This is a genomic window from Pantoea sp. GW821-FHT03E06, from assembly GCF_059420725.1.
On record NZ_JBWKUG010000001.1, the window covers coordinates 1,494,055 to 1,519,875 of the forward strand.

Consider the following 25,821-nt stretch of genomic DNA (forward strand, 5'->3'; position numbering starts at 1 on the left):
AAAACAGTAATGACCGCGATCACACCATAATTGCGGGTGGCAGGTCGAGGGTCATTTGTGCCATTGTTAATGAATTGTAGCCTTTTCAACGAACGCACGCATTGTACGTGGCAACGAAGGCACAACCCGCTTAGACTTTGACGGGTCAACATATTAACGATTAAAAGATGCGAGAAGGATTTATGACGCAACAGCCGCAAATTAAATATCGCCACGATTACCGTGCGCCGGATTACACCATTACCGATATCGACCTGACTTTTGATCTGGATGCCGCCGCAACGCGCGTTACCGCGGTGAGCCAGGTGAAGCGACTCGGCGCGGCGGATGCGGATCTGCGTCTGGATGGTGAAGATCTTACGCTGGTATCGCTGGCAGTGGATGGCAATCCGTGGCCGCATTACCGCCAGGAAGAGGGCGCGTTGTTCATCAGCCAGCTGCCGGACAATTTTACGCTGGCCATCATTAATGACATCCACCCGGATAAAAATACCGCGCTGGAAGGGTTATACCAGTCCGGCGAGGCGCTTTGCACGCAGTGTGAAGCGGAAGGTTTCCGCCATATTACCTGGTATCTTGATCGCCCGGATGTGCTGGCGCGTTTCACCACCACCATTATTGCGGATGCCGCACGCTATCCTTATTTGCTGTCAAACGGCAATAAGCTGGAGAGCGGACGCCATGAAGATGGCCGCCATTGGGTGAAGTGGCAGGATCCTTTCCCGAAACCCTGCTACCTGTTTGCGCTGGTGGCCGGAGATTTTGACGTACTACGCGACAGTTTTACCACCCGTTCGGGCCGCGATGTGGCGCTGGAAATCTTTGTCGACCGCGGCAATCTCGATCGCGCCGACTGGGCGATGACGTCACTGAAAGCCAGCATGAAGTGGGATGAAGAGCGCTTCAATCTTGAGTACGACCTCGACATCTTTATGATCGTCGCGGTGGATTTCTTCAACATGGGTGCGATGGAGAATAAAGGCCTCAACGTCTTTAACTCCAAATACGTGCTGGCAAAAGCCGAAACGGCCACCGACAAAGATTATCTCGGTATTGAAGCGGTTATCGGTCACGAATATTTCCATAACTGGACCGGTAACCGCGTGACCTGCCGCGACTGGTTCCAGCTTAGCCTGAAAGAAGGGCTAACGGTGTTCCGCGATCAGGAGTTCAGTTCAGACCTGGGCTCACGCGCGGTTAATCGTATCGATAACGTGCGTGTGATGCGCGGCGCGCAGTTTGCGGAAGATGCCAGCCCGATGGCGCATCCGATCCGCCCGGATCAGGTGATCGAGATGAACAACTTCTACACCTTAACGGTGTACGAGAAAGGTTCGGAAGTGATCCGCATGATGCACACTCTGCTGGGCGAAGAGAATTTCCAGAAAGGGATGCAGCTGTACTTCGAACGCCATGATGGTAGCGCTGCAACCTGTGATGATTTCGTGCAGGCGATGGAAGATGCGTCGAATGTCGATCTGTCTCAGTTCCGTCGCTGGTACAGCCAGGCGGGTACGCCGATCCTGACGGTACGCGATGACTACAATCCTGAGCTGGAGCAGTACACGCTGCACGTCACGCAACGTACGCCAGCCACCGCCGAGCAGAAAGAGAAGCTGCCGCTGCACATTCCGCTGGATATCGAGCTGTATGATAATGAAGGCAACGTGATCCCGCTGCAGCACAACGGTCATCCGGTGCATCATGTGCTGAATGTTACCGAAGAGTTCCAGACCTTCATCTTCGACAAGGTGTATTTCCAGCCGGTGCCCTCACTGCTGCGCGAATTCTCCGCGCCGGTGAAGCTTGACTACAAATGGAGCGATGCGCAGCTCACCTTTCTGATGCGTCACGCACGCAACGATTTTGCCCGCTGGGATGCGGCGCAAAGCCTGCTGGCAACCTACATTCGCCTGAACGTCGCACGTCATCAGCAGGGCCAGCCGCTGTCGCTGCCGCTGCATGTCGCCGATGCGTTCCGCGCGGTGCTGCTGGATGAGCAGGGCGATCCGGCGCTGAAAGCGTTGATTCTTTCGCTGCCGTCTGAGAATGAAATTGCTGAACTGTTTGATGTCATCGATCCCCTGGCCATTGCTGCGGTGCGCGATGCGCTGGTGCGTACGCTCGCCACTGAGTTAAATGACGAGTTCTTTGCGCTCTATCTGGCCAACCAAAGTAGCGAATATAAAATTGAGCATGCAGAAATTGGCAAGCGCACGTTGAAAAATGTCTGCCTCGGTTATCTGGCCTTTGCCGATGCTGCCCAAGCGGACAAATTGGTGCAGGCGCAATATCAGCAGGCGAACAACATGACCGATGCGTTAGCAGCGCTGTCCGCGGCAGTTGCAGCAAATCTGCCATGCCGCGATACGCTGCTGGCCGCTTACGACGAGCGCTGGCATCAGGATGGTTTGGTGATGGACAAATGGTTTGTGCTGCAAGCCACCAGCCCGGCGGCGGACGTGCTGAGCAAGGTGCGCGAACTGCTGCATCACCGCTCGTTCACCATGGGCAACCCGAACCGTATTCGTTCGCTGATTGGTGCATTTGCTTCCGCTAATCCGGCGGCATTCCACGCCAAAGATGGCAGCGGTTATCAGTTCCTGGTGGAGATGTTGACCGATCTCAATACGCGCAATCCGCAAGTTGCTGCGCGCATGATCGAGCCATTAATTCGTCTGAAACGTTACGATGCCGATCGTCAGGCGCTGATGCGTAAGGCGCTGGAGACGTTGAAAGGGCTGGATAAGCTGTCGGGGGATTTGTACGAGAAGATCACGAAGGCATTGAACGCTTAATCATAGTGGTCGCCATGAATGGCGACCCTACGCGGATTTTACCGGGTGCGCATTTATGCGCACCTTTTTCAACTCTGCTGCGCAAACTTCAGCGGCTGCTCCGATGAACCCCGTTTCATCACGCGATCCAGCACTTCGGCTTCAAGTTCCGCCAGACGCGCAGAGCCGCGACGGCGCGGACGCGGCAAGTCGACGATCAAATCCAGACCAATCTTTCCTTCTTCAATCAGCAAAACGCGATCGGCGATGGCGACGGCTTCGCTGACATCGTGCGTCACCAGCAGCACGGTAAAGTTATGCTGCTGCCACAAGGACTCAATCAAGCCCTGCATTTCAATACGCGTTAACGCATCCAGCGCCCCCAGCGGCTCATCAAGCAGCAGCAAACCGGGACGATGAATCAACGCACGCGCCAGCGCCACGCGCTGTTTCTGGCCACCGGACAATGCTGCCGGCCACTCGTTAGCACGATCGGCAAGGCCAACGGCCTCCAGCGCTTCCAGGGCGGCGGCTCGCCATTCGCGACCTTTTAGCCCGAGCCCAACGTTATCAATCACCTTTTTCCACGGCAGCAGACGTGAATCCTGGAACATCAAACGCGTATCTTCACGTGCTTGCGATAACGGCGCGTTGCCCGCCAGCAGCGCACCGCGCGTAGTCGATTCCAGGCCAGCTAATAGGCGCAGCAGGGTACTTTTACCGCAGCCGCTGCGACCCACCACCGCGACAAATTGCCCGGACGGAATATGCAGATCAATATTGTTCAGGATGGTGCGATCGCCATATTGCTTGCTGACACCATTCACACCAACCGGCGTACCGCGATTCAAACGCGCCGGATTTAGGGTTGCGTTGCTCATGCGTTCTCCTTTAATTGGTAAGCCGGATGCCAGCGCAGCCACACGCGCTCAAGCAGTTGTGCCGCGACGTCGGCCAATTTGCCGAGCAGGGCATAGAGAATGATGGCTACCACCACCACATCGGTTTGCAGGAATTCGCGGGCATTCATCGCCAGATAACCGATGCCGGAGTTGGCTGAAATGGTTTCGGCCACAATCAGCGTCAACCACATCAGGCCAAGAGCAAAACGCACGCCAACCATAATAGAAGGTAGCGCACCCGGCAGAATGACCTGAATGAACAGGCTCCAGCCGGATAAACCATAGCTACGCGCCATCTCCACCAGGCCACGGTCAATATTACGAATACCGTGATACGTGTTCAGGTAAATTGGAAACAGGGTGCCGAGGGCCACGAGAAAAATTTTTGCGGATTCGTCGATGCCGAACCACAAAATGACCAGCGGGATCAGCGCCAAATGCGGCACGTTACGCAGCATCTGTACGGAAGTATCCAACAGGCGTTCACCCACACGTGATGTGCCGGTGATTAATCCCAGAATCAAACCAATGGAGCCGCCGATGGCAAAACCAATGGCGGCGCGCCAGCTGCTGATGGCCAGGTTCTGCCACAGCTCACCGCTCACCGTCAGTTTCCAGAAGGTGATGAGGATATTTTCCGGCGACGGCAAAATACGCGTCGACAGCCAACCCACCTGCGATGCCAGTTGCCACAACGCGATCAGCACCACCGGTAACACCCAGGGCAGCACGGCATTACCCAGCTGTTTTTTTACGTTTGCCATCCTCGGCTCCTTTAGCTCTGCGACACTTTTTGCGGCGTGAAATCATGGGCTACCGCTTCGCCGTGCGCCTGCATCACACGCGGCTGTGGCACTTGCGGAATCGCCAGATCGAGGTGCGGGAACAGCAGCTCACCCACGCGATAAGCTTCTTCCAGATGCGGATAGCCAGAGAGAATAAAGGTTTCGATGCCGAGATCGCTGTACTCCTGCATGCGTGCCGCCACGGTTGGGCCATCGCCCACCAGCGCCGTGCCTGCGCCACCACGAACCAGGCCAACACCGGCCCACAGATTCGGGCTGATCTCCAGCTTATCGCGCCGGCCACCGTGAAGTGCGGCCATGCGCTGCTGTCCAACCGAATCGGTACGCGCAAATGCGGCTTGCGCTTTGGCAATGGTGGCATCGTCGAGATGGGCGATGAGGCGGTCCGCTGCTTGCCAGGCTTCTTCATTGGTTTCACGCACAATCACATGCAGGCGAATGCCGAAGCGGACGGTGCGTCCCTGCGCGGCGGCTTTGGCACGCACTTGTTCAATCTTCTCCTTTACTAACGCCGGCGGCTCGCCCCAGGTGAGATAAACATCCACCTGCTCGGCGGCCAGATCCTGTGCCGCATCCGACGATCCGCCAAACCACAGCGGCGGACGCGGTTGCTGCACCGGCTTAAACATCAGGCGCGCACCGCGCACTTTGACGTGCTTGCCATCGTAATCGACGGTTTCACCTTCCGAAACGCGACGCCAGACGCGAGTAAATTCGGCAGACTCTTCATAGCGTTCACGGTGATCGAGAAACACGCCATCGCCAGCAAGCTCTTCCGGATCGCCGCCGGTCACCAGATTAAACAGCGCACGGCCATTCGACAGCCGATCGAGCGTGGCCGCCTGACGCGCCGCCTGAGTCGGCGAAATCACCCCCGGGCGCAGCGCCACCAGGAAACGCAGACGCTGGGTGACCGGGATTAATGAAGCCGCCACCAGCCAGGCATCTTCACAGGAGCGGCCGGTGGGAATCAGCACCCCGCCGAAGCCGAGACGATCTGCCGCCTGGGCAATCTGTTGCAGGTAACCATGATCAACCGGGCGCGCGCCTTCCGCGGTGCCAAGATAGTGACCATCGCCGTGAGTCGGGAGAAACCAAAATACGGATACGCTCATGATTAATTTCCTTTCGGCTGGGCAGATTGTGGCTGCCAGATGCGGTCAGCGATATTCACTTTCACCGGCATCAGATGATTGGCATAAAACAGATCGGCCGTTTGCTGTTGGGCCTGCGCGGTATGGGCGCTGACCGGCGTAATAGTGGTAGGCGGACGATGGTCGAGATAGCTGGCAATGACCGGTTTCGGCAAGCCCATCGCCTGTGCCAGTAAATCAATACTTTGGTCGCGTTGGCTGCGGGTTAATGCATCGGCATCGCTGAAGGTATTCAACACGTGCTGTACGAATGCCCCGTTCGCCTCGGTGTATTTGCGCGTCGCTAAATAGAAGGAGCCGGTTTGATTGAGTTTGCTGCCGTCAACCAGCACGCGTACGTTGCCTTGCAGCAGGGCAGCCGAGTAGTAGGGATCCCAAATCGCCCAGGCATCCACGTCACCTTGCTGGAACGCGGCGCGCGCGTCGGCGGGAGTCAGATAGGTTGGCTGAATGTCTTTAAAACTCAGCCCAGCTTGCTCCAGTGCGCGCAACAGCAGGTTGTGCGAGCTGGAGCCTTTCTGGAATGCCACTTTGCGGCCTTTGAGGTCGGCTACGCTGTGAATCGGGCTGTCCTTTGGCACCAGAATCACTTCTGCCTGCGGTTTAGGCGGCTCGGAGCCGACGTAAAGTAGATCCGCACCGGCGGCCTGCGCAAACAGCGGTGGAATATCGCCGGTACTGCCTAAATCAATACTGTCGACGTTGAGCGCTTCCAGCATCTGCGGGCCAGCCGGGAATTCCACCCATTTAATTTGCGTGTGTGGAAAACGCTGCTCCAGTAGCTTATGGCTTTTCGCTAATACCATGCTCACTGAACCTTTCTGATAACCGATGCGCAGTTGCTCGGGAGCATCAGCGGCGTGTGCAGTAATGCTTAAAGAGAGCAGAGCGACCATCGCTGGCATCAGCCAGCCCGTTACTATCCGTTTCATAACGCTTCCTTTATACCGCTTGTGCATAGGGTTGGTGGCGACGATGCAGCGCGTGCCAGAACGTATCTAACGCTTCATCTATACGTTGTGACAGCAGCGGATCTAACTGTGGTTGACGATCGTAATGGGTAATCTGCACATCCGTTGCAAATACGCCGTGCAGAACTTCCTGCGCCTTGAGCGCGTTGAGCACCGGCTTAAGCGCGTAATCAACCGCGAGCAAATGGGAAGCGCTGCCGCCGCTGGCCAGTGGCAGCACCACTTTATGCTCCAGCGCGCGCTCAGGTAGCAAGTCGAGCAGCGTTTTCAGCGCCCCTGAAAATGATGCTTTATAAATAGGTGTGGCGACGATTAAGCCGTCCGCCAGCGCTAAATCGGCTTTTAGAGCAGCTAATGCTGGAGAATCAAAACGCGCGTAGAGCAAATCTTCAGGCTGAAAGTTGTGAATATTCCACGGGATCACCTCAACACCGCGTGCTTCCAGCGCGTGCTGGCAGAGGCTTAGCAGCGCAGTAGAGCGTGAAGGGAAGCGAGGGCTGCCCGCCAGCGTAATAACCCGCATGGTCACTCCTTATAACTGAAAGTTATTGATTATCTGATATTCAGAACTGATAGCTTCAATACTGTCAGAGCAGGGGGGATGGCTTAAATGATTTATCCGGCAATCAAAAGGTGGAAAATGCAAAAAGAATAAGAGGGGATAAAAACAAGTCAGTTTTCAGCGCATACGCATTTACGATTAGTCTTAAAACCCGCCGTTAAGTCCATTAGCATTGATTACAAACCATGATTTAAAAACCGTTTTACCGTTACGCTTAACCCTGAACTGCGCGTCGGATGTAATTGTAACTGCGGTTACGTTTGGTCAAATTTGTCCTGTATTGGACAGCGAAATAGATTCAAGAGGAAATGTGGCTGAGCAACGTTAAAAAACAGTGTTAAATCAATTGAAGAACGCGTTTTTAAACGACGCTTTTATCTTCCAGGCAAAAAAGGTGCCGCAAAGGCTATCTCTTTATTTTTTATTAAGTAAACCCTCGTAAGATTTTCCGTGAAAAAATGTGTGTCATTATTCGCTGAGATGACACAAAGCTTAAGAGTGGTAATGTTTTTTTACGAAATCAAAGCGAAGTGTTTAGAGGGGGTAATGTATCTGCATTGATTTATTTTTCTTAATTATGATTGGTCCTGTGATTTAAAATAACAATCTGCTTAACTGAGAGCGAAATCAAAACTCTTGCCGTTTATATTGCGTTTAAATAATTGGCGTAATGTTTTATGCCGTGATGTCGGCAGCTTAAGACTTGCTTTTTTCTATCTACTCCAGGAAAGGTTTATGGCTAAAATCCTATTATCCATCATTATCCCTACCTACAACGTAGAGAATTATATTGTCGAGTGTGTGGATTCGTTATTGAAGCAAAAGGGGGCGTCCAGTGAGATCATTATTGTTAATGATGGTTCTACCGATGGCACGCTGGCTTTGGTGGAGCAGCACTATGGGCATCTACCGCAGGTAAAAATTATTACCACACGTAATGGCGGAGCCGGTAAAGCGCGTGATATCGGGTTAGATGCAGCACTCGGAGAATTTGTATTCTTCTGTGATCCCGATGATATCGTCGCCGACGGTTTCCTGGCTGAACTGCAGCAGGTTTATCAGGCACATCCGGAAATTGACCTGTTCTGCTTTAGCTCACAAATGTTTGAAGATGGACACCGTGAGCGCATCCGGCCCAAAGTGCGCCACGAGGTTTTTGGTCTGCAGCCGCCGCAAAAAGTCCTCTCAAGCCTGCTGCGTAATGGCTCGTACACTTCCGCAGCGTGGAACTATGCGCTGAAAAAGAGTGTGGCAACCCAGTATGATTTACGCTTTGTCGACCGCGTCCACGAAGATCACAAATACACGCTGTCTGCATTTGTCCGCGCTCGTCATGCATGGGTGAGTAAGCATGTTTATTACTACCAGCGGGTGCGAAACGGCTCATTAACTAACAGCCGCAAGAGTGAAGAGTACTTCCTACAGCGCTATAACGCCTTTATGCACGCTTTTAGTACGCTCAAGCATGCACTTGATACATCGCCGGCCAGCAAAGCGCTGGAGAAAGACTATCTCATGCACTCTTTCCGGTTGATGATTTATCTCTCGCTTTATAACGGTACGCCTGTACCTGAATATGTTATTAATGCCATTCGCTTTATGGGTGGGCAGCATGAGCCAGCAAATATTAAAGAGTGGTTGTTAATCAATCGGCCGCAAATATTTATCATGCTGCAAAATTTAAAAGTGACGAAAGAGTTGAAACGTGCCGCCTGATTCGTGATTATTCCATCAGTAACAAATAATGGTAGAAGCAGAAAGTGAATAGCGTTAATTGCATCTGTATGTAAAAAAGATCGTCACTTCTGCAAACTCTGTTACAGATGATGTTTGCCTCATATGCAGGCCACTTTTGATAATAAAAAGGTGGCCTGTTTTTTAGGATAACCGAAATAAGCGATTTACGGCTTGTAAACTAAGATTAGTTACTCACCTCAGCACCACTGATAAATTTAAGATTAAGTCTGGTAGGCAGCTATGTTGTTCTGTGTCAGTCTTGGTTTTTCAGCTAATTTTTAGACGCCGCCATACTTATGTCAATAAAACGTAACGCGATTGCCAACTATGTTGGTCAGATTTACCTGACGCTATCGGGTATTCTGGTTGTACCGCTCTATATTCAACATTTGGGCATGGAGGCTTACGGTTTAGTCGGATTTTTTTCGATTTTATTAACCTGGCTTCAGCTATTAGACGCCGGTGTTTCAACCACCTTAATGCGGGAAGCGGCGCGTTATCGCGCTAATCAAGCCGAATTCATTTGGTTCCCTCCGCTGTTTGCCGCGCTGTCAAAATTCTTCCTGCTCTCAACGCTTGTACTGGTGGTCATTGGCTGGCTAGCAACACCGTGGATTGCACACAACTGGTTGGACGCACAGCACCTGCCTTCAGGTGATGTGGTTACTGCGGTTGCAATTATGGTGATTACTGCCGCGATACGCTGGCGGACCAGTCCTTATCGCAGCGTCATTGTCGGCTTTGAACATCAGGTATGGCTGAATGGTGTCAACCTGATCATCGTGACATTGCGTACCTTTGGCGCAGTGCTAGTGATTCAATTATTCTCCAACCCGGTGTTGAGCTTCTTTATATGGCAGCTGCTGGTCTCGATTGCCGAGGCGGCATGTCTTATCTACAAGTGCCTCCAATTGGTGCCGGCATCCGCGCGTAAAGAGAAACGTTCAGATCTTAAAGAGGTGTTAAAACCTTTTATTCGTTTTGCACTGAGCGCCGCTTATGCCAGCGCAGTGTGGACGTTTATTTCGCAGATAGATCGCCTGGTTTTATCGAAAACCCTGCCGTTGAGTGAATACGGATCCTTTACCGTGGTCGCTACGGCGGCAACCGGCATTATTCTGTTGAGCAGCCCGATCATGCAGGCCATTGTGCCGCGTATGACGGGCATGAAAACCAAAAAAGAGGGCGATTCACAATCGCTAATCCTCTATCGCTATACCACGCAGGCGGTGTCCATCTTTATGGCGCCGCTTAGCATTACGATTGCCTGTTTCTCCGCCCCTCTGCTTTGGGCCTGGACGCAGAATACTCAGGTTGTCACTGAGATGTCGTTTGTTCTCAGCTTATATGCGATAGGGAGCGGCGTGCAGGCGATTTGCGGTCTGCTTTATCATCTGCAATACGTTAATGGCAACCTTAAGCTGCATATCAAAGGTTTCTCCTGTTTTGCCATTGTGCTGGTGCCGCTGAATATCTGGGCGGCCATTCACTATGGGGCGCACGGCACGGGTTGGCTCTGGCTGGGTCAGAACGTCTTTTATCTGTTTGGCTGGGCGTGGCTGGTACATCGCCGCTTTGCACCGGGTATCCATTTCACCTGGTTGACGCGCGATGTGTTGCTGATTTGGCTGGTGGCGGGCGTTATCGCCGGCCTGGCAACCCTGCTACCGATTGCCTGGGATCAAAACCGCTGGCTCAATTTGCTGTGGCTGGGACTGATTGGCATGGTCAACCTTGCCGTATGCTGTCTGCTTCATAGTTTGGTCATCAAGCGTTTGCCGCGACCGTTTAATAAAGGCTTTAACGTTGAGGAAAGAGAATGATCGCACGGAATCACGCTGCATCCGCTGCAACCATCACGGTTATTGTCCCGAACTGGAACTGCGCACCCTGGCTGACGGAAGCGATGGCGTCACTGCTTGGACAATCCTCGCCACCCGAGCAGATCATCGTCATCGATGACGGTTCAACCGATAACAGTGTTGAACTGCTGCGCGCTATGGCCGCCAAACATCCTGAAATCGTTCTGCTGCAAGCAGAGCGCGGGGGAGTAAGCGCCGCACGTAATCGCGGGCTGGAGATCGCTAGCGGTGACTTCATCTACTTTATGGATGCGGATGATTTCGTTGGCAACACGCTGTTCGCCGATTTCCGAAACGCCCTCGTGCAACATCCAGAGATGGAGATGTTCTGCTTTGGTGCCAAAATGTTCACTGATCTACCCGTTGAGCAGCGCGATTATCAGCTGTTTCATCAGCGCCGTATTAGCGGCGCCTTCGCGGGTGGCAGCGCAACGCTGCGTAAAATGATTGCCAACCAGTCGGCACATCGCGTGCTGTGGAGCAGCATCGTTTCACGCGCTCTGATTAAGCGTGTGGGCGTGCAGTTTCTGCCAATTCAGAACCATGAAGATGCGCCTTATATGTTTGCACTCTATATGCAGGCGAACACGGTGGTGCTCTCGAGTGAAAGCTATTACTTCAAACGCTTTATGGTCACGTCTTTGTCGCAGCGCAAAGCGACCTTTTCCTGGGTGGAGAATTACTTCATTGCGCGCGGCAACAGCGAGAGCTTTATGCAGCAGTGGGGCTTGCCCGCAGATGAGTCACTCCTTGATCGTTACTACGAACCGGTGATGTATGGCTGTCTGATTGAAATGCGCAAAAATAACATTGAAGTTCCGCAGGCGTGGCGCGTCACGATTGATCAGCTGATCCGCAAGGTGACGGGTGAAAGCAGGCGCATGAAATTGCAGTGGTATTACCCAACGTTGTACAACGGTTTGAAAGCCAGCCGCAGTTTGCTGGCGCGCTATACCGGCAAGCGCTGATTTCGATCAACTCTCCGTCTCTCAATAGAATTTACTTTTGCGCCAGAGCACCTTACCATTCTGGCGCACAAATTCCCGTGCACCCCGACTTCCCTGGTTCCCGTCATTGAGGAGAGTGCATGTTATATCCTATCGTCCGGCCGGCGCTGTTTAAGCTTGATCCTGAGCGAGCGCACGAACTCACCTTTCAGCAGCTGCGTTTTATCAGCGGTACGCCGCTTGAAGGGCTGATTCGCCAGTCGCTGCCATCACGTCCGGTTACCTGCATGGGATTGACGTTCCCGAATGCGCTCGGCTTAGCCGCCGGTCTCGACAAGAATGCCGAATGCATTGATGCCTTCGGCGCCATGGGCTTTGGTTTTGTCGAAGTCGGTACGGTGACACCCCTGGCGCAGCCAGGTAACGATAAGCCACGCATGTTCCGCCTGGTTGCCGCCGAGGGGATTATTAATCGCATGGGCTTTAATAATCACGGTGTTGATCATCTGATTGAGAACGTTAAAAAGTCGCGCTTTAAAGGCGTTCTAGGGATTAATATTGGCAAGAATAAAGACACGCCGGTAGAGAAGGGCAAAGACGATTATCTCATCTGCATGGAAAAGGTGTATGCCCATGCTGGTTATATCGCCATCAATATTTCCTCGCCAAACACCCCAGGATTACGCACGTTGCAATATGGCGAAGCGCTGGACGATCTTCTTTCTGCTATCAAATTAAAACAAAAAGAGCTGCAAGAACGCCATCTTAAATATGTGCCGGTGGCAGTAAAGATCGCGCCGGATCTTTCAGAAGAAGAATTGATTCAGGTTGCCGACAGTTTAGTGCGCCATGAAATTGATGGCGTGATTGCCACCAATACGACGCTCGATCGCTCGCTGGTGACTGGTCTGAAATATGCTGAGGAGATGGGAGGATTAAGTGGTCGTCCGGTCCAGTCGCGCAGCACTGAAGTGATTCGCCGCTTGTCGCAAGAGCTTCAGGGCCGCTTACCCATTATTGGCGTCGGCGGTATTGATTCCCTGGTTGCAGCACGCGAGAAAATCGCCGCAGGTGCAACGTTGGTGCAGATATACTCCGGATTCATTTATAAAGGCCCGGGTTTAATTAAAGATATCGTGACTCACCTCTAAGACATTTCCCACTTTACTGCGCCGAGGGGTTTATTTATCCCTTCGGCTCGTTTATATTTTGTCCTGCTGGTGTATTTTTCAGCCTTTTCTCAGATTTACTTTTTCTAATTTAGCGCTATTTAGCGCAGCGAAAAACTACAGGGCAGATCATGAAAATCAAACCTGATGACAACTGGCGTTGGTATTTTGACGCAGAGCATGACCGTATGATGCTGGATTTAGCCGATGGCATGTTATTTCGCTCGCGCTTCTCACGCAAAATGCTTACGCCCGATGCGTTTAATGTCAGCGGTTTCTGCGTTGATGACGCCGCGCTCTATTTTACCTTTGAAGAGCGTTGCCGTCAGAGTGGATTAAAAGGCGATCAGCGTGCTGAATTAGTATTAAATGCGCTGGTGGCGAGCCGTTTTCTTAAACCCTTAATGCCGAAAAGCTGGCATTTTACCAATCATGCGCACAGCTGGCAGCCTGCTGCGGGCGAAATGGTTGCTGTAACCCTGGCGGATAGTGGTGAACAGGCGCAGTTATTTGTGGTTGAAAGCGGTGAGAATGCGGCGCTGTGCTTATTAGCGCAAAACGCGTTAACCGTGGCAGGGAAGGGCATGCAGCTAGGTGATGCGATTAAGATCATGAACGATCGTTTGCGTCCGCAGCAGCAGGAACAAACCGCCCACTTTGCGCGGGCGGTTTAATTACTTCAGGCCAGTTCGATATCGCCAGCGGGAATACAGCTGCAGCTTAGAATGGTGCCATCGGCACGCACCGCGCTTTTCTTTAACGCCTTCACTTCACCTGCAACCAGTGTGACTTTGCAGCTGCCGCAAATACCGGCGCGGCAAGAGTAGGGAATACGAAATCCCTGCATCTCCAATTGTTCCAGCAACACCTGCTGATTATCACCGTTAAAGGCAGTGCCCTGATAATCAATAGTGACTGCGCGGTGGCTAGTGGTGGTTGGCGCCAGCGTTTCAACCACGGCGCCTGAGCCGTAAGCACGTGGCGACTGTTGCTGCAGAATCGTGACCGTATCGCCCACGCGAATAATGCCGCTATTCATCGCAATCAAATTCAGGCCGAAATCAATATCCCCGCTGCCATCCTGCGCGCTACGAAAACCTTGCAACGTGGTGAGCGGTTCGCCATCAGGATGTTTGCGTCCGCTTTCGGTACCCACGGTGGTGAACACGCAGCGACTGCACGGCTTGGGCATCTCAAAGACGATCTCGCCAATTTGCAGGCGTTTCCAGCTGTCCTCTTCCCATGCCGCCGCGCCGCTAACCACCAAATTGGGGCGGAACTGCTCAACGCGCACGCTGGCCGGGCAGCGCTGTTGCAGATCCTGCAGCGACGCCATATTCACCAGCAGGAAGGGAAAACCGTCGGCAAAACTCAGCGGCACATGATCAAATCGCTTCACTCGACGCGTGGGTTCTACACCGGTCCAGCGCAGCTGCACCGGACGCGGGAAGAACGCACTTAACCAGCTATTAATCTCGTCGGGCGCGATACGCGCGGTGAAATGGTTGCCCCACACTTCGGTTGGCGCCTGCTCAGGAGTAAAGTCGGCAAAGCGGATCAGCGCTTGTGTTCCATCGGGTGCCTGAAGAAACAGGCCGTCCGGCAGCAGCGCAGGCGTAAAGCGCACCATTTCTGGATATTGACGCGCGGTCACAAAGGTTCCATCCGGTTCTGTCACCATGAAGATGCGATCAAAGGCCAGACCGCTCTCCAGCACCTGCGCATGCGACAACTGCAGGCCGCGCATTGATTTAACGGGATGAATAAAAAGGCGAGATAACGTGATCATAGCGTTCCCGGTAAAGGTATTCGGCAAAAAGAAGCTAACTTTATGACATAGCACGCTGATTCGCTATAATGCGCAGCAATTTAAGCAAGAGTAAAAAGTGACGATATGAATTCTCTGTTTGCCAGTACGGCGCGTGGGCTCGAAGAGCTGTTGAAAAGTGAGCTGGACGCGCTGGGTGCGCAGGATTTGCAGGTGGTGCAGGGCGGCGTCCACTTTCAGGCCGACGACCATGTAATGTACCAAAGCCTGCTGTGGAGCCGTTTGGCTTCGCGCATTTTGCTGCCGCTGGGAGAATTTGGCGTATGGAGCGATCTCGATCTCTACGTGGGGGCGCAAAGTATTCCGTGGACCGACATGTTCGATAGCAACACCAGTTTTGCCATCCATTTTAGCGGTACCAACGAGGTGATCCGCAATAGCCAGTTTGGCGCGCTGCGCATTAAAGATGCCATCGTCGATAGCTTTACGCGTCAGGGGCTGGAACGTCCAAGCGTCGACCGTGAACAGCCGGGCATTCGTATCAATGCGTGGCTGAATAAAGATCGCGTCAGTATCGCCCTGGATCTAAGCGGTGATTCACTGCATCAGCGTGGCTACCGCCAGCAAACGGGCGCCGCCCCGCTGAAAGAAACGTTAGCCGCGGCAATCGTAATGCGTTCCGGCTGGCAGAGCAGCACGCCACTGGTCGATCCGATGTGTGGCTCCGGCACGCTGCTGCTGGAAGCAGCGCTGATCGCCTGCGATCGTGCGCCAGGCTTACTGCGTACCCATTGGGGCTTTCATCGCTGGAAAAAACACAATCAGGTGATATGGCAAGACGTTCACGCTGCAGCAAAAGAGCGTGCTCGCGTGGGAACCGCTGCCGCGACGGCCCGTTTCTTTGGTTATGACAACGACAGCCGCGTGCTGGAGTCCGCACGTGCCAATGCCCGTCGTGCAGGCGTGTTCGAGCTGTTCACCTTCACGCAGCAGGACGTGATCAAGCTGAAAAATCCGCTGGCCGGGCAGGACATTACCGGTACGGTATTGAGCAACCCGCCATACGGTGAGCGTCTGGAAAGTGAACCGGCGCTGATCGCGCTGCATAGCCAGCTTGGCCGCATCATGAAGCAGAATTTTGGCGGCTGGAATCTGTCCTTATTCAGCGCATCGCCCGAGCTATTAAGCTGCCTGCAACTGCGCGCCGATCGCCAGTTCAAAGCCAAAAATGGTCCGCTGGAGTGTGTGCAGAAAAATTATCAGCTGGCCGCAACCAGTGGCGAAGGCAGCGCGCAGATTGCCGAAGATTTTGCTAATCGTCTGCGTAAAAACCTGAAGAAGCTGGAAAAGTGGGCGCGTCAGTCGAATATCGACTGCTACCGTCTGTATGATGCCGATCTGCCCGAGTACAACGTGGCGGTCGATCGCTACGCCGATTGGGTGGTGATTCAGGAATATGCGCCGCCGAAAACCGTGGATGCGAACAAAGCGCGTCAGCGTTTATTCGATGTCATCAGCGCCACGCTGAGCGTGCTGGAGATTCCGGCCAATCGTCTGGTGATGAAAACGCGCGAGCGTCAGAAAGGCAAAAGTCAGTATCAAAAGCTGGGCGAGAAGGGCGATTTCTTCGAAGTGCAGGAATTTGATGCGCGCCTGCTGGTTAATCTCACCGATTATCTGGATACTGGCCTGTTCCTCGATCACCGTATTGCGCGCCAGATGCTGGGTAAAATGAGCGCAGGTAAAGATTTCCTTAACCTGTTTGCTTATACCGGTACTGCCAGCGTACACGCCGGCCTGGGCGGGGCGAAAACCACCACCACGGTGGATATGTCGCGCACCTATCTGGAGTGGGCTGAGCGCAACCTGCGTCTGAACGGGTTGACCGGACGTCAGCATCGGCTGATGCACGCAGATTGTCTAAGCTGGCTGCGTGAGAGTGATGAGCAGTTCGATTTAATATTTATCGATCCGCCGACGTTTTCTAACTCTAAGCGCATGGAAGATGATTTCGACGTGCAGCGCGACCATATGATGCTGATGCAGAATCTGAAACGTCTGCTGCGTCGCGGTGGCACCATTATGTTCTCTAACAATAAGCGCGGCTTCAAAATGGATCTCGACGGTTTAGCTCGTCTGGGTCTGCAGGCGCAGGAAATTACCCAAAAAACGCTGTCGCAGGATTTCGCGCGCAACCGTCAAATTCACAACTGCTGGCTGGTTAGCCACGCCGGTAAGGAATAAGTTTTATGTCACTGATCAGTATCCATGGCGCTTACCTCTCATTCAGCGATGCGCCGCTGTTGGATAACACCGAGCTGCATATCGAAGAAGGCGAACGCGTCTGTCTGGTAGGTCGCAACGGCGCCGGTAAATCGACGCTGATGAAAATTATCAACGGCGAACAGCCGCTGGATGATGGCCGCATCATTTATGAGCAGGATTTGGTGGTGGCGCGTCTGCAACAGGATCCGCCGCGTAATATTACCGGTTCTGTTTACGACTTCGTCGCAGAAGGCGTGGCCGAGCAGGCTGAACATCTCAAGGCTTATCACGCTATTTCCCATCTGGTGATGGAAGACCCGAGCGAGAAGAATCTTAACGAAATGGGCCGCCTGCAAACCATTCTCGATCATCAGAATCTGTGGCAGCTGGATAGCCGCATCAATGATGTGTTACAGCAGATTGGTCTTGATGCCGATACCGAGTTGTCTTCGCTCTCAGGCGGCTGGCTTCGTAAAGCAGCACTCGGTCGTGCGTTGGTGAGCAACCCGCGCGTACTGATGCTTGACGAGCCCACTAACCACCTTGATATCGAAACCATCGACTGGCTGGAAACTTTTTTAAAGACTTTCACCGGCAGCATTGTCTTTATCTCGCATGACCGTTCGTTTATCCGCAACATGGCGACGCGTATTGTCGATCTCGATCGCGGCAAGCTGGTTTCATGGCCGGGCAATTACGATCTGTTCCTGACCGGCAAAGAAGAAGCGCTGCGCGTGGAAGAGATGCAGAACGCCGAGTTTGATCGCAAATTGGCGCAGGAAGAAGTGTGGATCCGCCAGGGCATCAAAGCGCGTCGTACGCGTAACGAAGGCCGCGTGCGCGCCCTGAAAGCGCTGCGTAACGAGCGTTCGGCGCGCCGTGAGGTGATGGGCAAAGCCAACATGCAAGTCGGCGAAGCAGCCCGTTCAGGCAAAATCGTATTCGAGATGGAAGATGTCAATTACAGCGTGGGTGGCAAAATCCTGGTAAAAGACTTCTCTACTCAGGTACAGCGCGGCGACAAAATCGCCCTGATTGGCCCGAACGGCTGCGGTAAAACCACCTTGCTGCGCCTGATGCTGGATCAGTTGAAGGCCGATAGCGGCCGCGTGCATTGTGGCACCAAGTTGGAAATTGCTTACTTCGACCAGCACCGTGCTGAGCTGGATCCGGATCGTACCGTCATGGATAACCTCGCTGAAGGTAAGCAGGAAGTGATGGTTAACGGTAAACCGCGTCACGTGCTTGGCTATCTGCAAGACTTCCTGTTCCATCCGAAACGCGCCATGACGCCGGTGCGTGCGTTGTCCGGTGGTGAGCGTAACCGCCTGCTGCTGGCGCGTCTGTTCCTGAAGCCAAGCAACCTGCTGATCCTCGATGAACCGACCAACGACCTCGACGTCGAAACGCTGGAACTGCTGGAAGAGCTGGTGGATGGTTATCAGGGCACCGTGATGCTGGTGAGCCACGATCGTCAATTCGTTGACAACACCGTAACTGAGTGCTGGATTTTTGAGGGCAACGGCGAGATCGGCACCTTTGTAGGTGGCTATCACGATGCGCAACAGCAGCGCGCTGCCTACAAACAGCTGAAATCCGCGCCAGTAAAATCAGCCCCGGCGGCCAAATCGGTAGAGAAAAATGATGCCGCCAAACGTTCCGCCAGCAAGCTAAGCTATAACCTGGCACGGGAACTGGAACAGCTGCCGCAAAAGCTGGAACAGCTGGAAACACGCATCGGTGAGCTGCAAGCCAAAATGAGTCACCCGGACTTCTTCAGCCAGCCACATGATAAAACCCAACCGGTGCTGGATGCGTTAGCGCAGACAGAACAGGAACTGGAAGTGGCGTTTGAGCGTTGGGAAGAGCTGGAAGCGCTGAAGAACGGCGCATAATTGGAAGGAGTCAGCATGTGTGCAGCGGATCAGGCGCATCAGTGGAGTCTCTGTCCACAGTGTGATTTAACAGTAAAGCTGCCCGCAGTACCGGTAGGCAGCCGTGCGCGTTGCCCGCGTTGCCATACAACGCTGTTGGCCAACTGGCAGGAGCCGCGCAGACGACCTACCGGTTATGCCATCTCAGCGTTATTTATGCTGGTGCTGGCCAATCTGTTTCCTTTCATCAATATGCACGTGGCGGGATTAAGCAGCCAGATATCGCTGCTTGAAATCCCGCAGGTGATGGAACGCGAAGATTATCGCAGCCTGGCAACGCTGTTTCTGCTGTTTGTACAGGGAATTCCTGCCTTCTGCATGATCACCATTATCCTGCTGGTGAATAACGTACGCATGCCGCATAACCTGCGACTTGGCCTTGCGCGTATTTTGTTCCAGCTGCGTAGCTGGGGCATGGCTGAAATTTTTATGGCAGGCGTGTTGGTCAGCTTCGTTAAGCTGATGGCGTATGGCGAGATCGGCCTTGGCAGCAGTTTCTGGCCATGGTGTTTGTTCTGCGTGCTGCATCTGCGTGCGTTTCAATGTGTCGATCGCCGTTGGGTTTGGCAGCGCATCGATCCTATGCCGCCGTTATCAACGTTGCCGCAGGCCGGTATCAGCGGCCTGAAGCAAGGTTTGCGCAGCTGTCCATGCTGTACTGCCATTTTGCCTGCTGACCAACTTGCTTGCCCACGTTGTGGGGTGAAAGCGCATGCGCGCCGCAAGCACAGTTTGCAATGGACGTTGGCGCTGCTCATCACCTCGGTGATGCTTTACATTCCCTCCAATATTATGCCGATCATGGTGACCGAAACGCTCGGCTCGCAATATCCCTCGAACATTATGGCCGGGGTAATTTTGTTGTGGAGCGATGGATCCTGGCCGGTAGCGCTGGTGATCTTTATCGCCAGTATTATGGTGCCGTCGCTGAAAATGCTAGCGATTGCCTGGCTGTGCTGGCACGGCAGCGGACGAGGCGGGCGTGACGATGAAAAAATGCACCTGGTTTATGAGGTGGTTGAATTTGTTGGCCGCTGGTCAATGATTGATGTGTTTGTAATCGCCGTTCTCTCTGCGCTGGTGCGCATGGGAAGGCTGATGAGTGTGTATCCTGCGCCGGGCGCGCTGCTGTTTGCTATGGTGGTGATTCTCACCATGTTTGCAGCAATGACCTTTGATCCGCGCCTGCTTTGGGATCGACAACGGGAAACTGAACGTAAGGAGCCGCGTCTTGACGGACAACCATCACGAGACTGCTAAAGTCGACCAGATTAAACGCTGGTCACCAGTCTGGATTGTACCCATCGTTACGCTGTTAATCGGCGGATGGATTCTATTTTATCACTTCAGTCATCAAGGCCCGGAAGTGACGCTGATTACCGAGAATGCTGAAGGTATTGAGGCCGGCAAAACCACGATTAAAAGCCGCAGCGTTAATGTTGGCGTGGTGGAGAGCGCGGTGCTCACCGACGATCTGCATCACGTAGAAATCAAAGCGCGACTTAACTCCGGCATGGAAAAACTGCTGCAAGGTGACAGCGCATTTTGGGTGGTGAAGCCGCAGATTGGACGTGAAGGCGTTACCGGTCTCGGCACGCTACTCTCTGGCGCCTATATTGAGCTGCAGCCGGGTTCCAAAGGTGATAAACCTGAACGCTACCAGCTGCTGGATGCGCCACCTTTAGCACCGCCGGATGCCAAAGGCATTCGCGTGACGCTTGACAGTAAAAAAGCCGGTCAGCTTAATGCGGGCGATCCGGTGCTGTTCCGTGGCTATCGCGTCGGCTCGGTAGAGACCAGTAACTTTGATACCGATAAACGCATGATGACCTATCAGCTGTTTATTGCTGCGCCATACGATCGACTGATCACCACCAATGTCCGTTTCTGGAAAGATAGTGGTATTGCGGTGGATATGTCCGCGTCCGGTATGCGAGTGGAAATGGGATCGCTCACCACGCTGTTTAGCGGGGGCGTCAGCTTTGACGTGCCGGACGGCGCTGAATTGGGTCGAGCTGCGGAGAACAAAGCGGAATATCATCTGTTCGACGATCAACGCAGTATTCAGGATTCGCTGTATACCAGTCATACCGATTTCCTGCTGTTCTTCACCGATTCGATTCGCGGTTTGCAGGTGGGAGCACCGGTTGAGTTCCGCGGTATTCGCCTGGGTACGGTGTCGCAGGTACCGTATATGATTCCTGGCGTTAACCAGGCGCTGAATAATGACTACCGTGTGCCGGTGTTGATTCGTATTGAGCCGGATCGCTTTGTTAATCGTCTGGGTGGCGATTTCAATCTCGAGCAGCATCTGCAGGAAGGCAAAAAACGCGGCCTGCGTGCCACGCTGAAAACCGGCAATCTTTTGTCAGGTGCACTGTTCGTCGATCTTGATTTCTACGACAACGCCCCAGCCTATAAAGGGCCAAATGCTGTCGCAGGTTTAGAAGTGATCCCAACCGTTAGCGGTGGTCTGGCGCAGATTCAGCAGAAACTGATGGCGGCACTGGATAAGATTAACGGCTTGCCACTCAATCCTCTGCTTAACGAAGCGACCGGGACGTTGAAAGAGAGCCAGCGCACACTGCAGCAGCTGCAGAAAACGTTGGATAACCTCAATCAAATCACGGCCAATCCAGCGATGAAGACGCTGCCGGCAGATATGCAGCAAACCTTGCGTGAACTCAACCGCAGCATGAAGGGGCTGCAGCCGGGATCGCCAGCCTATAGCAAGCTGGTGGGCGATATGCAGCGACTCGATCAGGTACTGCGTGAGTTGCAGCCGGTATTGAAAACGCTGAATACCAAAAGTAACGCGCTGGTGTTTGAAGCCAAACCGGGCCAGGATCCACAGCCAAAGAGGGCGAAACAGTGAAAAAAGGGCTGATTATCGGTGCGCTGCTGCTGCTGGCAGGCTGCAGCAGCACCATTGAAAATACCTATTATCAGCTGCCTGCGGGCAGTGATGTGGCGCGCGTTGACAGTGCATCGTCTGGTAATCAACCGATGATTTGGGTTGAGCAGGTGACAGTGCCGGATTACATGGCGGGCAACGGTCTGGTTTACCAGACGAGCGATGTGAAGTACGTGATCGCGGCCAATAACCTGTGGGCTAGCCCGCTCGATCAGCAGCTCCAGCAAACGTTGATTAGCAATCTCAGCAAAGCGCTGCCTGGCCGCCTTGTTGCCGGTTCGCCTTTGGGCGAAACGCACGATACGCTCTCAGTTAACGTTACTGGATTTCAGGGGCGTTATGATGGACAAGTCGTCGTCAGTGGCGAGTGGCTGCTGCAGCATCAAGGACGTCTAATCAAACATGGCTTTAATCTGACACTGCCACAATCTGAAGATGGCTATGACGCATTGGTGCGTACTCTGGCTATGGGTTGGCAGCAAACGGCGCAACAAATCGCCAATAGTATCGTTTCGCTAAATTAAGATTTGTTCGATACTTATGATAAGTCCTTGATTTGCTGCAGTGTGATCGCAGTCAAATCAGGGGCTTTTTTTATTGCCGAATCAGCCAGATATACAATTAACTGACAATTTTACATGTCGATTTGACGTCAAAAACATGACATTGGCGTGAATTTTGCGCATTGACCTTTCTTCTGCGTCGGGTTAGAACATTACTGTGGTTGAACATTATATCGCCACTCTTTCTTTCCACCCAGATTCCACCAGACCTAAAATGAGGGAAACGAGGCATGAAGAGACAGAAGAGAGACCGCCTGGAACGAGCACATTCTCGCGGCTATCAAGCGGGTATTACGGGCCGCTCAAAAGAGCTATGCCCCCATCAAACGATCGATGCGCGGTCTCACTGGTTGGGAGGTTGGCGTCAAGCCATGGAGGACAGGTCGGCAGTGACCTAACATTGTCGAATGTCTATCGTTAAAGAAGAAACCTCCGCTACGCGCGGAGGTTTTCGTTTGGAGGCTTAGAAAGCGGAGGTATCTTTGAACAGACCCACTTTCAAATCTGTCGCGGAATAGATCAAATTTCCGTCGACGAAGACTTCCCCATCTGCCACACCCATTACCAGCTTGCGATTGATAACGCGCTTGAAGTGAATTTTGTAAGTCACTTTTTTGGCGGTTGGCAGGACTTGTCCGGTGAATTTTACTTCACCCACGCCTAATGCGCGTCCTTTCCCTTCTGCACCCAGCCAGCCAAGGTAAAAGCCTACCAGCTGCCACATGGCATCAAGACCCAGGCAGCCTGGCATTACCGGATCACCGATGAAGTGGCAATCAAAGAACCACAGGTCAGGGCGGATATCCAGTTCGGCTTCGACAAAACCTTTGTCGAATTTGCCGCCGTCCTCGGTCATTTTAACCACGCGGTCCATCATCAACATGTTGTTAGATGGAAGCGGCGGTCCATTTTCGCCAAACAGTTCGCCGCGACCCGAGGCAACCAGGTCTTCTTTACTATAGGATTCGCGTTTATCTACCATGTTCTCAATATGCCTTCTTTTAGTGAAGCCCGAATATTAGCGAACAGTTGTACGCTGAGCAATGTAATCAGCTGTGGTTAAACCAGTTGAGCCAACGTAATGGCCACGGACGCAGGCGTGCTTCCTGCTGATTCAGCTGTGTAATGCGCTCCTGAATCGCGCTAAGCAGCGACTCTCCACTTTCACTCTGCCAGGCAATGCCAGTCAGCAGTGGCAGTGCTTCATCCACGCTTTCAATCGCCCAGAGATGGAATTGGCCCGCCTTAACTGCCTCTACCACTTCCTGGTTTAGACTAAGGTGGCGAGCGTTACTGGCTGGGAAAATCACGCCTTGTTTGCCCGTCAGCTCACGTGAGTGACAGATGTGGAAGAAGCCTTCAATTTTTTCGTTGAGGCCACCAACCGGTTGTACATTACCAAACTGATCGACTGAGCCGGTCACCGCAATTTGCTGATTGACCGGCTGATTGGCCAGCGCACTGATTAATGCGCACAGCTCGGCAAGCGATGCGCTATCGCCATCTACTTCTGAATAAGATTGCTCAAACACCAGCGATGCGGAGAAGGGCAGTTGCTGCTCAAGTTCCAGTTCAGCGATCAGATAGGCTTGCATAATCATCATGCCTTTCGCATGGATGTTGCCGCCCAGTTCAGCTTTGCGTTCCACATCAGTGAATTCACCATCGCCAGGATGAACCACACAGGTAATGCGTGACGGTTCGCCCCATGGACGTGGATGACCAGGAAACTCAACAACCGAAAGGCCATTAATTTGCCCAACGACTTCGCCTTCGGTTTCAATCATGATCTGATTGAGCAGAATCTCATCGCGCATGCGATCGGCAAGGAAGCTCTCACGCCACTGGCGTGCTTCAAGCGCGTCTTTTAACGCTTCGCCGTTCAGGCTCTCGCCGTGCAGTGCGGCTTCCTGCAGCTGGCGACGCAGCCAGCGCGGGCACAACGGCAAGGTATCTTGATCACCTGTCATACGGGCCGCTTCCGTAATTAACACCGGCCAGAAATCGGCTTCAGGCGATGCTAAATTCGCTTGTTCGGCTTGAGTTAACGTCCATTGGCACCACGACGTCATGTCCTCTTCGTCCAGCACCTGCAGGCTCTCTTCAAACTCGCTATAAAGTGCCATCTCATGCACTTCAACATCCAGTTCCTGGAAAGCGGCCAGCGCATCACGATCGCCGCACAAGATCAGGCGCAGTTGCAACGGGAGTGGCGGGATCGCCACCGGTAACGGTTGCCGCTCATCCTGCGAATACCAATCGAAGCGGCCTTGTTCAATACACTTACGCAGGCGCAACCACAGCAGCGGCTGGGCCAGCAAGGTGTTGACGGCAAGGATTAACGTGCCGCCATTCGCGCGGTGCAACAAGCCGGGTTCAGGTTGAACACGATCTTTATACTGACGCACACAGCCAAACAGCTGCTCAGATTCAATCCAGTCGGCGAAATGTACGCCGCCCTGGCTGGTGAACGGACGATTGATATCGCTGGGAGCAAGTAAGCTGACGGTATCGCCCATAACATGGTAGTCACCACCGTACAGCGAGAGCTCTTCAGGCTGAAAACGTTGTGCCGCATCCGCGATGCAAGCAAGATAGTCGCTGTTTTCCTGACTGCGCAGCAACAGCAGTGGAAAACCCAGCGTTTGATGATGCAAATGCGCCAGCGCATTCAGCAGACGCGGCTGAACCGCGGCAAGACTATCGCAATCTTCCAGTGAGACGTTTGAGAAAATGGATTGGTAGCGGTCGCTATCCGGCTGCAGGGCTTGCCACGTAATTTGAGTGCTGGTCAAAATATTCGCATTAGTCTGATTTAGGAAAAGCGCGATTATACAGGAATCGACCTGGTTAATCACGGCGGAGTTCCGGGCCGGATTGTGACGGATACAACATGTTTTTCCTTGCTGCATCCAGGAAAAAAGCTGTTATTCTTAGTTTGTTACGTGATCACGATGAGATTCCGATGAAATACCAGCAACTCGAAAATCTTGAAAGTGGATGGAAGTGGAAATACCTGGTGAAAAAGCATCGGGAGGGTGAATTGATCACTCGTCATCTTGAATTAAGTGCTGCGCAAGCCGCGGTCGATATGCTGCTGGGAATGGAGAATAGCCCGGTTGAGGTTAATGAGTGGATCGCCCAGCATATTCACCCCGATTTGGAGAATCGTCTCAAGCAGACGATTCGTGCACGCCGCAAACGTCACTTTAATGCCGAGCATCAGCACACGCGTAAAAAATCGATCGACCTGGAATATTTGGTATGGCAACGTCTGGCGGGATTAGCGCAGCGTCGCAGTAGTACGCTTTCAGAAACGATTGTGCAATTAATTGAAGATGCTGAACGCAAAGAGAAGTATGCCAGCCAGATGTCGACGTTGAAGCAGGATTTGCAGGCGATTCTGGGAAAAGGCGGATCGGACAGCGAATAAAAAAGCTTTCGATATTGCAAAATTGCAGCATAAAAAAACCCCGCCGAAGCGGGGTTT

21 protein-coding genes are annotated in these 25,821 nt (G+C 53.1%); 13 read left to right on the forward strand and 8 right to left on the reverse strand.

Annotation, left to right across the window (positions count from 1 at the left end; translation table 11 throughout):
* Positions 1 to 182 precede the first annotated feature (182 nt).
* Positions 183 to 2,798 (forward strand): aminopeptidase N, encoded by a 2,616-nt coding sequence (gene pepN / locus AC07WB_RS06855; RefSeq protein WP_097094350.1) that lies wholly within the window; start codon positions 183 to 185, stop codon positions 2,796 to 2,798.
* A 68-nt stretch (positions 2,799 to 2,866) separates the two neighbouring features.
* Here pepN and ssuB read toward each other — a convergent pair whose 3' ends face one another.
* Genes ssuB through ssuE form a run of 5 tightly spaced genes read right to left on the reverse strand, consistent with a single transcriptional unit; the run spans position 2,867 to position 7,133 of the window.
* Positions 2,867 to 3,658, reverse strand: coding sequence for an aliphatic sulfonates ABC transporter ATP-binding protein (gene ssuB / locus AC07WB_RS06860; RefSeq protein ID WP_097094349.1), 792 nt, complete (start codon positions 3,656 to 3,658; stop codon positions 2,867 to 2,869).
* A complete protein-coding gene (gene ssuC / locus AC07WB_RS06865) occupies positions 3,655 to 4,443 on the reverse strand; it encodes an aliphatic sulfonate ABC transporter permease SsuC (RefSeq protein ID WP_097094348.1) in 789 nt (262 codons plus the stop codon). Before ssuC ends, ssuB begins: the two co-directional genes overlap by 4 nt.
* Before the next feature lie 11 nt (positions 4,444 to 4,454).
* Positions 4,455 to 5,600 carry an FMNH2-dependent alkanesulfonate monooxygenase gene (gene ssuD, locus AC07WB_RS06870; RefSeq protein ID WP_097094347.1) on the reverse strand — a complete coding sequence of 382 codons (1,146 nt, stop codon included), beginning with the start codon at positions 5,598 to 5,600 and terminating at the stop codon, positions 4,455 to 4,457.
* Between the two features lie 2 nt (positions 5,601 to 5,602).
* Positions 5,603 to 6,571 (reverse strand): sulfonate ABC transporter substrate-binding protein, encoded by a 969-nt coding sequence (locus AC07WB_RS06875; RefSeq protein WP_141400222.1) that lies wholly within the window; start codon positions 6,569 to 6,571, stop codon positions 5,603 to 5,605.
* Positions 6,572 to 6,581: 10 nt separating this feature from the next.
* Entirely contained in the window at positions 6,582 to 7,133 is a 552-nt protein-coding gene (gene ssuE, locus AC07WB_RS06880) for an NADPH-dependent FMN reductase (protein WP_097094346.1), read from the reverse strand.
* A gap of 774 nt (positions 7,134 to 7,907) precedes the next feature.
* On the opposite strand from ssuE, the gene AC07WB_RS06885 reads away from it, so the two are divergent.
* From AC07WB_RS06885 to AC07WB_RS06905, 5 genes are all read left to right on the forward strand, one after another.
* Complete coding sequence (locus AC07WB_RS06885) at positions 7,908 to 8,888, forward strand: glycosyltransferase family 2 protein (RefSeq protein WP_097094345.1); 981 nt, start codon at positions 7,908 to 7,910, stop codon at positions 8,886 to 8,888.
* 317 nt (positions 8,889 to 9,205) lie between these two features.
* On the forward strand, positions 9,206 to 10,732 hold the full coding sequence (locus tag AC07WB_RS06890; RefSeq protein ID WP_400455296.1) for a lipopolysaccharide biosynthesis protein: 1,527 nt from the start codon (positions 9,206 to 9,208) through the stop codon (positions 10,730 to 10,732).
* Positions 10,729 to 11,739, forward strand: coding sequence for a glycosyltransferase family 2 protein (locus tag AC07WB_RS06895; RefSeq protein ID WP_097094343.1), 1,011 nt, complete (start codon positions 10,729 to 10,731; stop codon positions 11,737 to 11,739). The genes AC07WB_RS06890 and AC07WB_RS06895 overlap by 4 nt, the downstream gene beginning before the upstream one ends.
* A gap of 119 nt (positions 11,740 to 11,858) precedes the next feature.
* Positions 11,859 to 12,869: a quinone-dependent dihydroorotate dehydrogenase gene (gene pyrD / locus AC07WB_RS06900; protein WP_097094342.1), complete on the forward strand. Its 1,011-nt coding sequence runs from the start codon at positions 11,859 to 11,861 to the stop codon at positions 12,867 to 12,869.
* A gap of 149 nt (positions 12,870 to 13,018) precedes the next feature.
* Positions 13,019 to 13,561, forward strand: coding sequence for a cell division protein ZapC (locus AC07WB_RS06905; protein WP_097094341.1), 543 nt, complete (start codon positions 13,019 to 13,021; stop codon positions 13,559 to 13,561).
* A gap of 5 nt (positions 13,562 to 13,566) precedes the next feature.
* Here the strand turns inward: AC07WB_RS06905 and AC07WB_RS06910 are convergent, their stop codons facing one another.
* Positions 13,567 to 14,676, reverse strand: a complete 1,110-nt coding sequence (locus AC07WB_RS06910) for a YcbX family protein (RefSeq protein ID WP_400455302.1) — start codon at positions 14,674 to 14,676, stop codon at positions 13,567 to 13,569.
* Positions 14,677 to 14,781: 105 nt separating this feature from the next.
* On the opposite strand from AC07WB_RS06910, the gene rlmKL reads away from it, so the two are divergent.
* The 6 genes from rlmKL (at position 14,782) to rmf (ending at position 22,729) form a co-directional block, all read left to right on the forward strand.
* Complete coding sequence (gene rlmKL / locus AC07WB_RS06915) at positions 14,782 to 16,899, forward strand: bifunctional 23S rRNA (guanine(2069)-N(7))-methyltransferase RlmK/23S rRNA (guanine(2445)-N(2))-methyltransferase RlmL (protein ID WP_494940229.1); 2,118 nt, start codon at positions 14,782 to 14,784, stop codon at positions 16,897 to 16,899.
* Positions 16,900 to 16,904: 5 nt separating this feature from the next.
* The gene (locus AC07WB_RS06920) at positions 16,905 to 18,815 is read left to right on the forward strand and encodes an ABC transporter ATP-binding protein (protein ID WP_097094338.1); all 1,911 of its coding nucleotides are present in this window, start codon (positions 16,905 to 16,907) and stop codon (positions 18,813 to 18,815) included.
* A gap of 15 nt (positions 18,816 to 18,830) precedes the next feature.
* A complete protein-coding gene (pqiA, locus tag AC07WB_RS06925) occupies positions 18,831 to 20,114 on the forward strand; it encodes a membrane integrity-associated transporter subunit PqiA (protein WP_097094337.1) in 1,284 nt (427 codons plus the stop codon).
* Complete coding sequence (gene pqiB / locus AC07WB_RS06930; protein WP_097094336.1) at positions 20,086 to 21,729, forward strand: intermembrane transport protein PqiB; 1,644 nt, start codon at positions 20,086 to 20,088, stop codon at positions 21,727 to 21,729. Before pqiA ends, pqiB begins: the two co-directional genes overlap by 29 nt.
* On the forward strand, positions 21,726 to 22,292 hold the full coding sequence (pqiC, locus tag AC07WB_RS06935; RefSeq protein WP_345826940.1) for a membrane integrity-associated transporter subunit PqiC: 567 nt from the start codon (positions 21,726 to 21,728) through the stop codon (positions 22,290 to 22,292). Before pqiB ends, pqiC begins: the two co-directional genes overlap by 4 nt.
* A 269-nt stretch (positions 22,293 to 22,561) precedes the next feature.
* Positions 22,562 to 22,729: a ribosome modulation factor gene (rmf, locus tag AC07WB_RS06940; RefSeq protein WP_097094334.1), complete on the forward strand. Its 168-nt coding sequence runs from the start codon at positions 22,562 to 22,564 to the stop codon at positions 22,727 to 22,729.
* Positions 22,730 to 22,794: 65 nt separating this feature from the next.
* Here the strand turns inward: rmf and fabA are convergent, their stop codons facing one another.
* Together fabA and AC07WB_RS06950 are read right to left on the reverse strand one after the other, a co-directional pair.
* Positions 22,795 to 23,313, reverse strand: a complete 519-nt coding sequence (gene fabA, locus AC07WB_RS06945) for a bifunctional 3-hydroxydecanoyl-ACP dehydratase/trans-2-decenoyl-ACP isomerase (RefSeq protein WP_007887361.1) — start codon at positions 23,311 to 23,313, stop codon at positions 22,795 to 22,797.
* Between the two features lie 67 nt (positions 23,314 to 23,380).
* Positions 23,381 to 25,243, reverse strand: a complete 1,863-nt coding sequence (locus tag AC07WB_RS06950) for an AAA family ATPase (protein ID WP_097094333.1) — start codon at positions 25,241 to 25,243, stop codon at positions 23,381 to 23,383.
* A gap of 53 nt (positions 25,244 to 25,296) precedes the next feature.
* Between AC07WB_RS06950 and matP the strand changes: the two genes are divergently transcribed.
* Positions 25,297 to 25,764: a macrodomain Ter protein MatP gene (matP, locus tag AC07WB_RS06955; protein ID WP_141400221.1), complete on the forward strand. Its 468-nt coding sequence runs from the start codon at positions 25,297 to 25,299 to the stop codon at positions 25,762 to 25,764.
* The last annotated feature ends 57 nt before the right edge of the window (positions 25,765 to 25,821 follow it).